This window comes from Microbacterium sp. A93, assembly GCF_051842835.1.
In genome coordinates this window covers 196,991-210,443 of record NZ_JBPXMT010000007.1, presented here as the reverse complement: position 1 = coordinate 210,443, position 13,453 = coordinate 196,991, and the positions used below count along the sequence as shown (strand labels likewise).

Below are 13,453 nucleotides of genomic sequence, written 5' to 3'. Positions count from 1 at the left end.
CCCTCTCGTCTCAGTCCGCGAGCTTCAACCCGCGAGCTTCTCGACCGAAGCGCCCCAGCGCTCGTTCAGTTCTGCGAAGTAGCTCTCCTTATCGCCATCGGCCGCGCCGCGCGCGACGTCGATGAGTTTCTGGCGATAGATCTGGCCGTACAGGTCGATCTGCGCGTCGTCGGAGACCTCGTTGATCAGGCCTTCCTTGCCAGCGGGGGCGGGGTTGGTCTCGATGAGCTGGACGCCCTCGGCTTCGAAGTCGGAGAGTGTGGAGGGGAGCGCTGCGTCCTTCAGCGGCGAGACCATGCCCTCGGACTCGGTGTAGCCAGACTCGGACACGACCCACTGGATCCATGCCCAGGATGCGGCCTTCGCCTTGGAGTGCTTGCTCACCGCGAGGTTGTAGTCGCCGCCGATCACCGCGTACTGGGTACCGTCGACGTTTGACGGGAAGGCCATGAAGCCGATGTCGTCAGCCGAGGCGCCGTTGCCTTCAGCCGCGGCCTGCAGCTGAGAGATCGCCCACGAGCCGAGAGTCATCGTCGCGATCTTGCCGGTGCCGATATCGACCTTGGACTGCTCCCAGTTGGTCGTGAGTGGGTCCTCCTCGGTGAGCCCAGCGGCGACGGATTCGTACAGCAGGCCGTCGATTGCGTAGACGTCGGAGCCCTCGGTCCACGGTGCCGGGTCCTCAGCCATCTCGGACACCGCGTCCGGGTTGTTCGTGATGCCGCCGACGTTACTGAAGCTCTGGGTCAGCGGCCAACCGTCCTTGTAATTCGTGTACATCGGGATCGCATCGGTGTTGTCCTTGACCTTCTGTAGCGCCTCGAGCCACGATTTCTCGTCCGTCGGCAGTTCCGTGATGCCAGCCTCCTCGAACACCTTCTTGTTGTAGACGACGCCGTTCGCGTTGCCACCGAAGGCGATGCCGTACTGCGTGCCATCAAAGCTGGCCGCGGGGAGGAAGCGGTACTTGTCGGCGAAGGACGCGGTGTCGCCGAGCGGCTCGAGGAACTGATCGAACTGGTCGGGCTGGATTGCCGGGATGCCGATGACGTCGCCGTAGTTGTTTGTGCTCATGCGCGTGAGCATCTCGCCGGAGTAGTCAGTGATGCCCTCGAACGTGACCTTCACGTCGGGGTAGGTCTTGTTGAACTCCTCCGCGTACGCGTCGAACGTTCCGTTCTCGATCAGATCGGTGCGCCAGGTGACGACCTTGATGTCGCCCTTGACGTCTCCGTCGATCGTGTTGGATGCATCGGCGGCGCCGCCGCCGCCACTTGAGCATCCAGTCAACGCAGCACCAGCGAGCGCGAGCGTCGCAACGGCCACGAGAGATTTGCGTGCCATGTTTTTCTCCTTGTCAGGTTCACCATTGAAACCATCACGTGCTCGCGCAGTGCGACATGTAGAAGCGCTACGACCGTGGAGCCCGCGCGGTCAGAGTAACCCGCATGGGATCGCTCCCACAAGTGGCCAATGACAGCGCTGTCTTGTCGTGTCCTGCTCGATGTCCGATCGCAGATAATGACTTTGAACTGGGTTTTAAAATCAAACCTGGACGAGTATCGGCGTGAAATGTCCCTCAAATGTCCATGGTCGTCATTTGTCACATGAGCGCGGTTTGCGGTGTAAAGTGCTCGGTCAGGAGGATCGAAAATGGTTGATCAGCGCGCAACGCTCGACGATGTCGCCCGACTCGCAGGAGTCAGTTCGAAGACGGTGTCGCGGGTGTTCGCACAGCGCGAGCTCGTCGCGCCGCAGACGGTGGAACGTGTGCTCGCCGCCGCGAAGCGACTCCGCTTTCGGCCGAATTCACTGGCGCAGGGGCTGCGCCGAGGCGGCGGAACCCGCACCGTGGGCTTCATCATCGGCGAGCTGAGCAACCCGTTCTACTACAAGATCGCTGCGGGCCTGGAGAAGGAACTCTCCGAGCACGGATACGGCCTCGTCGTCGCGTCCACCGATGATACCGACGACGGCGAAGCGCGGGTGGCGGACGCTCTGCTCGCGCAGCGGGTTGGTGCGTTGCTGCTCGTTCCGGTCAGCGATGACCAGTCGTATCTGGAGGGTGAGCGTCAGCTGGGCACGCCAGTCATCGCCATCGATCGACCAGCACGAAATCTTGCCGCGGACTCGATCGTCCTCGATAATCGTGCCGCAGTTCTCGAAGCGACGAGGCGTCTGATCGCGGTGGGGCATCGACGGATCGCCTATGTCTGCAACCCGGCCGCGGTGTACACGCAGATCGAGCGAATTGGCGGCTACCGGCAAGCGATGGCGGAGGCCGGGATCACCGACACATCGCGGTGGGAAGTGCTGCGTGATGATCTCTCGCTCAACTCGGCAGAGATGATGCGCGCACTGATGACTTCGGCTGAGCCGCCGACCGCGATCATCGCCGGCAACAACCGCATGACCATCGGTGCACTGCGGTTGCTGCGCGACATTGACGATCGTGAGCGCACGGCCCTGATCGGCTTCGATGATTTCGATACCGGTGACGTTCTCGGCGTCTCCGTCATTTCGTACGACCCTTTGGAGCTCGGCAGGCGTGCGGCGCGCCTCGCGCTTGAGCGGATCGCAGATCCTTCCGGATTCACGCAGCAGATCACGCTTCCGACCTGGATCATCGAGCGAGGAACGGGCGAGCGCCCTCCCGCTGAAGCCCGTCCGATTCAAGGCTGGGCGCCGTGACAGCGGAAGACCTCGTTACCTGGTACCGTTCCTGGAACTCGACACGAGATCGGAGGCGCGTAGTGACGGTGGAACCGACGCCAGTGCGTGCGATGACCGGCCCGGCGATCGCGAGTCTGATGCTCGCCCTTGCTGCTGCGGTGCTGGTGCCGATGGGGCTCTGGTACGTCGCCATTCCGTGTGCGCTCGCTGGTATCTCCACGAGTCTTCAGGCGCGGCGTGCGCTGCGCGCCGATCCGAACCTTCGCGGCACAACCTTCAGCCTGATCGGTTTCCTCATGTCCGCGGTCGTGCTGTTCGTCACGCTCTGGCCAACCGTGCTGTTCTTGTGGGGCCTGATTCGAACGCAGCTGGGCTGAGCCGCCAGGCCCGGGCCTCTGAAACCATGCTTCCCGCTACGGCGCGGCCCAGCGACCCTGGCTGGCATGCGCCGACTCACCTCTGAGGGCTAGCCCGGGGCGAGTTTTGAGACAAAGTCCCGGCCCTGTCGAATCGGGCACCGGCCGAACCCTATATTCGGAATCAAGTCGGCCTGCGATATTCCGGTCCGCAGAGTGACAGAGACACACAGCGTTGCCGTTGCGCGTGCAAGCCCGACTTCGTGGCAAGTGCGTCGTCGGCACGTCGGTGATTGAGTGCCGAGGGGGCAATAGTGCTGAGGAATGCGCAGAGACACCGTGCCAGCGGTCGTGCGATCGAAGAGTCCGGATTCGGGCAACGGATGCGTCATATCGCCGCGCTCGCGGCCTCTGCACTCGTCTTAGGAATGTTCGCGGCCGTGTCACCTCTCGCGGCACCCAGCGCGAGTGCCGCGCCAGGGGAAGCCTTCGACGATGCGCGCCCCACTGTGTTCGTCGCTCAGTCGCAGACCGGCAGCCCAACGGGGTTGTACCGCTCGGAGACCGCCGGAGACGGCACGTACGCATTCACGCCCGAGGGCGGTCCGATCGCCAGCGGCAATTACAACGCGATCAGCTACAACGCCGCTAATCAGTTTGTTTATGGCGCAGTGATCACCGCCATCGGCGGGATCCCGCGGAACGCGTTGGTGCGCATTGGCCAGGGCGGCGTCGTGACTCGAGTCGGCTCGGCGACCTACCCGGTGGCGCAGTGGGCTGGCGCGTTCAACCCTGCAAACGGTCTCCTCTATTCGACCAACGGCGGGGTGAGCACGTCGGCCGTTCTGTACCGGGCGAATCCCACTACGGGAGCGATCACCGCTGGTGCCACGATCACCGGCGCGAACTGGACGCTGGCAGACTTCGAGGTCCACGACGGATACCTCTGGGCCTTCAACTACAACGCCGCTCAGCCGGCCGGCACGATCGCCCGAATTGATCCGAATACCGGTATCCTCACGAACTTCCCCGGAGTGATTCCGGGTGCGGTGGGTGGCGCCTGGGGCGCCGCCTGGAAGTTCGGAAATGGGAACCTCGGATTCTCCAACAACGGCACCGGCAACATTGCGCAGCTTCGCATTACGAATGGTAGTTCCACAACGCCCACATTTGAGGTCATTTCGATGACCGCCGGTCCTCCCTCTTCGGGTAATGACGGCACGGCGATCCCCGGCGACCCGGTGGATCTCGCGATGGACAAGTCTGCTCCGCCGAGGTTCACGCCCGGTGGCGAAGTGGCCTACACCCTCACGGTGACGAACAACGGCCCCGGCGAATCAAGTGGCTGGTCCTTCTCCGACGTCGTGCCTGCCGATTTGACGGGTGTGAGCGTCACGAGCGACGACGCCACCTGCACCGCCGACATCAACACGGTGAGCTGCGCCGGTGGTCGCCTGCTCCCAGGGGACAGCGTAGAGATCATCATCACGGGTACTTCCTCTGCGACAGCGGTGGACTGCTTCAACAACACGGCAACGGTGCTCGGCAACGAGCTCGACCCGGATGAGACGAACAACTCCGATTCCGCGGAGGTATGCCCTCGCATTCTCGAGATCACCAAGCAGTCTGACGCCACGGAGAACACGCGCGTGGGAGACACTGTGACGTACATCGTCACGGCGACCAACGTCGGCGCTGCGGACTACACCGACGCGGATCCTGCCTACGTGTTCGACGACCTCTCGGCAGTTCTCGACGATGCGACCTACAACGCTCATGCTTCCGCGACGCTTCCAGGCACGGTGTCCTACACCGCTCCGACACTCAGTTGGTCTGGTGCACTCGCCGCCGGCGCGACGGTCGAGCTGGAATACACCGTCACGATGGTGGCGGGCGGCGACGGCGACGTCCGCAACGTGGCGTGGGAGCCCAACGTCCCGACGGACTCGACTCCTCCGGCGTGTGCTCCGCCCGTCGACGGTCGTGACCCGGTGACCGGGGAGAGCTGTGCAGAAGTCGAGTTCCTGCTGCCCAAGCTCACCATCACGAAGACCGCGGATCGCACCGACCTTCCCGCGGTCGGGGAGAGCGTCGAGTATACCGTCGTCGTGACCAACGTCGGCCCCGGTGTGTTCACCGCGGCAGCGCCGGCAACCTTCACCGATGATCTGACTGAGGTTCTCGACGACGCCACCTTCGTCTTCGGGATGTTGTCGTCGGGGGTCGTGACGTACGTCACGCCCAAGCTCTCCTGGTCCGGCGCCCTCGGTGTCGGCGAGTCGGTCACCGTAACCTACTCGGTCGTCTACACGGGTGCCGGCGACCAGCTCCTCGACAACCGGGCGTGCATTCCCGCCTCGGAGACGGCTGCCGGCCAGCCGAGCTGCGACACTGTGCAGATACCTGGCTCTGATCTGACGCAGTGGAAGCAGGCGACGCCGTCGTCGGATCCCGTAGTTGCGGGATCGACCATCACTTACACGCTGTTCTTCAACAACACAGGGGAAGCCCCGGCAACGGTCAACGCAGTGGACAACCTCGTGCACGTTCTCGACGACGCGGAGATCGCGATCGAGCCGACATCGCCTGACGGATTGACCGTCGCGCGCGACGGCGATGAGATCACGATCACCGGATTGGTGCCCGCTGGCGAGCAGTACACCGTCACCTACACGGTGGCCGTTCTGCCCGATGCGGACCGCAACGACAGCGTCGCGACGAACTTCCTCCTGCCTCCGGGTGGGACACCTCCGCCGGACGGCGAATGCACTCCGGTCGACCCTGCTGCACCGAATTGCACGACGACTCCGATCACCGGAGTCATCTACGCCAAGTCGGTCGTCGCGTCAGAGAACCCCGTCCAGGCCGGCACCGAGCTCGCGTACACGATCACCGTGACGAACACGGGCGCGACCGTGGTCGATGTCAACCGTGATGACAACCTCGCCGGTGTGCTCGACGATGCCGCGATCACAACGCCCGTGGCATCCGACACCGCATCTGTCACAGCCACCGGTCCGGCGGCGGACATTATCGCTATCCGCGGTACTCTCGCGGCTGGCGCGACCGCGACGATCACGTACACCGTGACCGTCAACGCGCCCACCGACCGTGGTGACAGCATCGCGGCGAACTACATCGTGACGCCGGGTGAGGCCCCCGATCCGGGATGCGACCCGGCAGACGGACTGTGTACGCTCACGCCGATTCAGAGCTATTCGGTATCGAAGTCGGTCGACAAGAGTGTGGTCATCCCTGGCGATGTGCTCGCGTACACGGTCACGGTCATCAACACCGGCGCCGTGGCGTTCGACGCGGGCAGCCCCGCGAGTTTCACCGATGACCTCGCAGCGGTGCTCGATGACGCCGTCTACAACGACGATGTCAGCGCCGGTGGCGTCGTCACCGGAGACCAGCTCAGCTGGTCAGGACCGCTCGCCGTCGGCGAGACCGTGCTGGTTACCTATTCCGTCACCGTCAACTCGCCGCTGCGCGGGAACGGTCTGCTCACGAACGCGGTCGTCCCCACTGCGCCGACAGGCGAGTGCGAGCCGGCAGACACGTGCATCACTGAGACCCCAGTGCTCGCGCTGACCGTCGAGAAGGACGTGGACGTCAGCTCGGCGATGCCGGGCGACGTTGTCTCCTACAGCGTGACCGTCTCCAACATCGGGCAGGCCGACTACACGGCAGCAACCCCCGCCGCACTCCTGGACGAGCTCGGTGGCGTGCTCGATGACGCCACCTACAACAACGACGCATCCTCGGGCGCCACCCTCACCGGGACAGTCCTGTCCTGGTCCGGCCCTCTGGCCGCAGGTCAGTCGCAGACGATCACCTACTCGGTGACCGTGAACGATCCGATCAGCGGAGACCAGGCGCTCCGTAACACCGTCTCGACGCCGTCACCCGGCGGGTCGTGTGCAAGTGGGAACAGCTGTGAAACCGAGACACCCGTTGCCTCCTTCACTGTGAACAAGGAAGCGGATGTCGCCACGGTGCTGCCCGGTGGCATCGTGAACTACACGGTCGCCGTCACCAACACCAGCGATGTCGATTACACGATTGCCAACCCGGCGAGCTTCTCCGACGACCTCACTGGTGTATTCGACGATGCCGTCTACAACGGTGACGTCTCCACCGGTGGCGCGGTCACCGGCAACACACTCACCTGGTCCGGCGCACTTGCCGCGGGCGACACTGTCACGGTGACGTACTCCGTCACGGTCGACGCGTCCGTATCGGGTGACTTCACGCTGGTCAACGCCGTGGTGCCCACGGCACCGGGTGGAGAATGCGATGTCAACTGCACGACCGAGACGCCGGTTTCCGCGCTGCGGGTAGAGAAAACTTCTACCTCCACCGAGGTCGTACCCGGGGACGTCGTCGAGTACCAGATCGTCATCACCAACACCGGCCAGGTCGATTACACCTCTGCCAATCCGGCATCCTTCACGGATGATCTTGCCGCAGTGCTCGACGACGCCAACTACAACGACGACGCGGCCAGCGGCAGCGGTGCGGGTATCGAATACGTCGACGGCGTGCTCGAATGGACCGGCCCGCTGGCGATCGGCGCATCCGTGACGGTGACGTACTCCGTCACAGTCAACGACCCGGCATCGGGCGATAGTCGCTTGGAGAACACCGTCGTCACCCCGCCCGGTACTGGCGGAAACTGTGACGAGGGATCGACCGACCCCGACTGCACTGTGCAGATCCCCGCGGCAGGGTTCTCCCTGTCCAAGAGCACGGATGTCACCTCCGCTCTTCCCGGTGACGTCGTGACCTACTCGGTGATCGTCACGAACACCGGCTCGGTCGACTACACGAACGCGGCTCCGGCCTCGTTCAGCGACGACCTTGCACGTGTGCTCGACGACGCCACATACAACGACGATGTCTCCACCGGCGGTGTCATCACGGGCGACCAGCTCGCCTGGAGCGGGGCTCTCGCTGTCGGCGAGAGCATCACGGTCACCTACTCGGTGACCGTGGACGACCCGATCAGCGGAGACTTCCAACTCCGCAACGTCGTCACGCCGACGGCACCTGGCGGGGAGTGCATCGTGGATGAATGCGTGACGACGACTCCGATCGCCGCGTACCTCGTCTCGAAGACCGCAGACGCGGCCACTGTCGTTCCCGGCGGTGTCGTCACCTACACGGTCACTGTCGAGAACATCGGCGGCGTCGCCTACGACACCGACTACCCGGCAACATTCACCGACGATCTCTCCTCGGTCATCGATGACGCAACCTACAACGGCGATGTCACCGCGGGTGGCACGGTCGTGGACGCCGAGCTCAGTTGGACAGGGCCGGTCGGGATTGATGAGACCGTTACGGTGACGTACTCCGTCACCGTCAACGACCCCGCAACGGGCGATGGCACGCTGACCAACGCGGTCATCCCGGATGGCCCCGGCGGCAAGTGCGATCCGGATGCCGAGTGCGTGGCATCCACTCCCGTGCTGTCGTACTCGGTAGACAAGGCAGCCGATGTCGCCAGCGTGATGCCGGGTGACCAGGTCACGTACACCGTCACGGTCACCAACACCGGCCAAGCCGACTACACCGACGCGGCGCCGGCATCCTTCACGGATGACCTCACCGCCGTGCTCGACGACGCGGTCTACAACGATGACGCCTCCTCAGGCGCTGCCGTCGAGGGCGCCGTGCTGAGCTGGAGCGGAGCGCTGGTGGTAGGCGAAACCGTCACCGTCACGTACTCCGTGACAGTGAACGACCCGATCAGCGGCGACCAGATGCTCGATAACGCGGTCGTTCCGACCAGCCCCGGCGGCTCATGTGTCGCCACGGACGGCTGCGTGACGCAAACACCGGTCGCCTCATACACGGTGAACAAGCAGGTGGATGCGGCGACGTCGTTGCCCGGCGGTGTCGTCACCTACTCGATCACGGTCACCAACACCGGTGCCGTCGATTACACCGACAGCAACCCGGCGAGCTTCTCGGACGACCTTTCGGGCGTGCTCGACGATGCGGTCTACAACGGCGACGTATCCGAGGGCGGTGCCGTGAGCGGCAACACCCTCACCTGGTCGGGCGCTGTGGCAGCAGGGGAGAGCGTCATGGTGACGTACTCCGTCACCATCGACGACCCGATCCTTGGCGACTTCGATCTCGTCAACGCTGTCGTTCCGACCGCACCCGGTGGTGGATGCGACACGGTGTGCACAACGCAGACGCCGTTGGCTTCCTACCTCCTGGCGAAGACGACCGCGTCGACAGAGGTCGTGCCCGGCGAAGTTGTCGAGTACGCCATCGTCATCACCAATACCGGTCAGGTCGACTACACGGACGCGATGCCGGCATCCTTCACGGATGATCTCGCCGCGGTGCTTGATGACGCCACCTACAACGGTGACGCCGTAAGCGACAGCGGTACAGGCGTCGAGTACGTCGACGGCGTGCTCTCCTGGTCTGGGCCGCTGGCGATCGGTACCAGCGTGACGGTCACCTACTCGGTCACCGTCAACGAACCGGCAACTGGCGACGGCAGCCTCGAGAACGTCGTCGTCACGCCTCCGGGATCCGGCGGCAACTGTGACGTCGAGTCGACTGACCCGGCGTGTGTGGCCAACGTGCCCGCGGCATCCTTCACCATCTCGAAGAGCGCGGATGCGGCGACCGCACTGCCCGGCGACACTGTCACCTACACGGTGACTGTCACGAACACGGGAGAGGTCGCGTACACCGAGGAGGAGCCAGCCTCCTTCACCGACGACCTGTCGCGTGTGCTGGATGACGCCACCTACAACGACGACGTCTCTGACGGCGGCGACGTTGACGGAGACGTGCTGAGCTGGAGCGGTCCGCTCGCGGTCGGCGAAAGCATCGAGGTGACCTACTCGGTCACCGTGCATGTTCCTGTCGAAGGCGACTTCACACTGCGCAACGTCGTTATGCCATCGGCACCGGGCGGCGAGTGCGTTGAGGAGGAGTGCGTCACCGAGACGCCGATCGCCTCGTACATGGTCGCGAAGGATGCCGACGTCGAAGATGTCGTCCTCGGCGGCGTCGTCACATACAGCGTCACGGTCACCAACACCGGTCAGGTTGCCTACACCGAGGACGCCCCGGCATCCTTCATCGACGACCTTTCCGAGGTTCTCGATGACGCCGCCTACAACGGCGACGTTTCGGCCGGCGGCGCAGTGGCAGGCAGTGAGCTGACCTGGTCTGGGCCGTTGGCGGTGGGCGAGTCCGTTGTCGTCACCTATTCGGTCACCGTCGCGCAACCGGCGACGGGTGATGGGATGCTGCGCAACTCGGTGATCCCCGACGGCCCTGCGGGAACCTGCGACACTGCGGCGGACTGCGCGGTGGAGACACCCATCGCCGCCTTCCAGGTGGACAAGCAGGTCTCCTCGGAAACAGTCGCTGTCGGAGGCGCCGTGACGTACACGATCACGGTGACCAACATCGGTCAGGTCGACTACACGGATGCGCGTCCTGCGGCGTTCAGCGACGACCTCAGCTCGGCACTCTCGCTTGGCACGTACAACAACGACGCCACTCACGGGGCAGAGTATGACGCTCCGATTCTGAGCTGGGAAGGCGCGCTTGCCTCGGGCGAGAGTGTGTCGGTGACCTATTCGGTGACGGCGACGCATGTCGGAGAGATCACCAACGTCGTCGTGACGGCACCGGAGTCGGGCGCCAACTGCGCACCGGATTCAGGAGATCCCGATTGTCGTACGGTCATCGATGTCATCCCCGGTCTTGCAATCACCGGTGGCGCGGCATGGGGCATCGGTGGTACAGCGGGTCTTGTGCTCGTGGCTCTCGGGATCTGGTTCTACTCCCGGCGCCGCCAACTGGAGACCGTCGGATAGGGGCCTCTCAAGTGTCCGACCGATGAGTGGAATCCTCCCCGGGTCTCTCATCGGTACGGCTGCAGAAAGGCCAGCGCTGCACCCGCACGCTGGCCTTTCTGCGCGATTTGCTGATGATCACGCGGGGTCGATACGGTCGGGGTATCAGAGGGAGGGATCTGTTGTACAGCGCAGAGCGATTCATCGTCGTCGACGCCGACCTGGCAGCCGATGACAATGACGGTGTTCGTGCGTGGACCCGGCAATCCGCGGTCGCAACAATGAACACCATCGCCTGGCTGGACGCGCGGTTGCCGTCAGGGGAGCCGATCGCGAGTGCCGGTGTGTTGTGGCGTCGTGGCATCAGTTATCTGCACTCGCAGGGGCAAATCGACGATGCCAGGCTTCACCGCGAACTTCAGGCGGCCAACGAGTCGGGGCACGCGGCTGCGGAGGGTCTGGCGAGGATCGCGCAGGATGTGGATCACTTCGTCATCGTCGTCGATGCCAGCGCTGTGGAGCCTGATCTCGTCGCGGAACTGGAAACTGATTTCGTCGCTCTGCTCTCCCGAACGACGCATGTGAGAGGCATCCTCATCAGGCCTCAAACCTCGGCGGAGATCAGTCCCGTCTCGAGCGATGCATCAGTGAGCAGTCGTCCGGCGCAACCGCCGTGTAACGGTGCGTACGCAGGTTTGTGGCAGATCGCCGCCTTCGACGCCGCACAGACATTCATCCGCGCAACGAGCGACGCGCCCTACCTTGACATTCGACTCGCGAAAGCGCTGACAGGCCAGGACGACGTTGTCGCTCAGCTTGATCGGATGGCGCAGCAGGGAATCGGAGCATGGCGTGCCGCGCCCGATGGGAAGCGCACGTTTCACTACAGTGACGTCGTGCGTGAATGGTCGCAGTCTGCGGCTGAGAGCTCATCTGACGACCGCCGCAAGCATTCAACAGCTGCGATAATTGCGCGCTGGCTCCTCGAAGAGCGATTCGAACCGCCCTCTGCGCTGGCGTTTGCCGTACGCAGCGGCGACATCGACCTCATCGCCGCTGCCGGCCTTCGCACTTTTCCGTTCACTCCGGATGCGAGCGAGGTGACGACGGACCTCATCAGGCGTCTGCCTCGATCCGAGCAGTTGGCCCACCCGATGCTGGCGCTGTGGATTGGCGTGCAGCTCGCCCTCCAGCCCGATGGTGCAGAGCGCGCGATCACGCAGTTTCGTGTAGCAGGAACACGCGGAAACGTCGGCGGACGAACGCTACCGCGGACAGAGCGGATGATCCTCATGGGAATGCAGGCCTATGTCCTGCGTAGGGCCGGGCGGGCCAGTGCAAGTCGCTCGAAGGCGAGGAGCGCGTATCGGAAAGCGGCGAAGCTCATTGTCAACGGTGACGTCGATGTCTCACTCAACCAGATCTTCGTGACGGTTGTGCATCAGGTCGGCGTTAGTCTCCTCTACGCCGGTGAGAGCGAAGAAGCCGGTGACCTCTACCGGCTCCTCTTCGAGTACTGCGAAGAGAATGGCCTGGGGCATCGCAGGAATTCGTCCGCGTCAGTTCTCGCTTTCATCGCCGCCGACGGCGGGGCGACTCGGGAGGCAGAGCGGTGGCTGGAGCAGGTTGCGGAAGACGACTGGCCATCAGCGTGGCGCACGGGGTACACCAGGACCTATTTCGACCTGGCAGAGATGCTGATCGCAATCAATCGTGCGGATCTTCCTCGTCTTGAGTCCGTTCTCGCGCGCTTCATCCAGTTCGAATCGGAAACGGAGCATTGGGATGTCGTCGTTTTCGCGCAGGTTTGTGCAGAGCTGATTCGGGGCGATGCCTCAGCGGCACTGACGTGGTTCAACGAGCGGGTGCGTGAACGACTCGCCGACACGACGCACCCGTGGATCAGAGAGCGGCTTCGTCGTCTGCGACTGATGTTGCAGGCAGCCGGAACCCATCCTCGCCAGGAGATCCCCGGGCGAGTGTCTGCCGCGGAGGGCGCCGCGCACGCGGCACTGGAAGCCTTGATCGCCGCGCGGGAGGGGAACGCGGAACGGGCGGTGGCGAAGGTTGTCTCGGCCGGACTGACCGCGCAGACGCCGCTCGAGCAGAGCTTCGCGACCATCGCATCCTTGCTCGTCGCGAGATACAGCGACTACTCCATCGACTTCTCCTCCGCGCGGGCGAAGCTACATGTCCTCTGCGAGATTCATGGGCTGCACTTCCCGCTCGTCTTCCTCGCCGAATCCGAACGCGAAGCTCTCATCTCCGACTCGGGGGTCGGAGTCACCGCGCAGCACGCGCTTCATGCCGTGCTGGACAAGCTGCCGACCTGTGTGCAGGCGGATGACGCTTGGGGTGTCCGGCGGTCGCTGCTCACGCGTCAGGAACTCGCCGTTCTGCGCGCGCTGTGCGATCACACCGCGCGGGCGGACATCGCGCAGCAGCTTCATCTCTCCCTCAATACGGTGAAGGTGCACCTCGGGTCGGTGTATCGAAAGCTCGGAGTCCATTCCCGGGCAGAGGCGCTCGTTGCCGCATCGCTCCTCGGCGTGCTGCCAGAGGACCGTCAGTGACCTTCGACGC

At 64.1% G+C, this 13,453-nt stretch carries 5 protein-coding genes; 4 read left to right on the top strand and 1 reads right to left on the bottom strand.

Going from position 1 to position 13,453, the window contains the following annotated elements:
• Positions 1 to 24 precede the first annotated feature (24 nt).
• Entirely contained in the window at positions 25 to 1,344 is a 1,320-nt protein-coding gene (locus ACSU1G_RS18550; RefSeq protein ID WP_439281455.1) for an ABC transporter substrate-binding protein, read from the bottom strand.
• A 309-nt stretch (positions 1,345 to 1,653) separates the two neighbouring features.
• On the opposite strand from ACSU1G_RS18550, the gene ACSU1G_RS18545 reads away from it, so the two are divergent.
• The 4 genes from ACSU1G_RS18545 (at position 1,654) to ACSU1G_RS18530 (ending at position 13,443) form a co-directional block, all read left to right on the top strand.
• Complete coding sequence (locus ACSU1G_RS18545) at positions 1,654 to 2,691, top strand: LacI family DNA-binding transcriptional regulator (RefSeq protein WP_439281454.1); 1,038 nt, start codon at positions 1,654 to 1,656, stop codon at positions 2,689 to 2,691.
• 83 nt (positions 2,692 to 2,774) lie between these two features.
• Positions 2,775 to 3,050, top strand: a complete 276-nt coding sequence (locus tag ACSU1G_RS18540) for a hypothetical protein (protein ID WP_439281453.1) — start codon at positions 2,775 to 2,777, stop codon at positions 3,048 to 3,050.
• Between the two features lie 419 nt (positions 3,051 to 3,469).
• Positions 3,470 to 10,891, top strand: a complete 7,422-nt coding sequence (locus ACSU1G_RS18535) for a DUF6923 family protein (protein ID WP_439281452.1) — start codon at positions 3,470 to 3,472, stop codon at positions 10,889 to 10,891.
• 161 nt (positions 10,892 to 11,052) lie between these two features.
• The gene (locus ACSU1G_RS18530; RefSeq protein WP_439281451.1) at positions 11,053 to 13,443 is read left to right on the top strand and encodes a response regulator transcription factor; all 2,391 of its coding nucleotides are present in this window, start codon (positions 11,053 to 11,055) and stop codon (positions 13,441 to 13,443) included.
• Positions 13,444 to 13,453 lie beyond the last annotated feature (10 nt).

Excerpts from the sequence above, each read along its gene's own strand:
- ACSU1G_RS18550 (WP_439281455.1), bottom strand. The coding sequence starts at position 1,344 with ATGGCACGCAAATCTCTCGTGGCCGTTGCGACGCTCGCGCTCGCTGGT.
- ACSU1G_RS18545 (WP_439281454.1), top strand. The coding sequence starts at position 1,654 with ATGGTTGATCAGCGCGCAACGCTCGACGATGTCGCCCGACTCGCAGGA.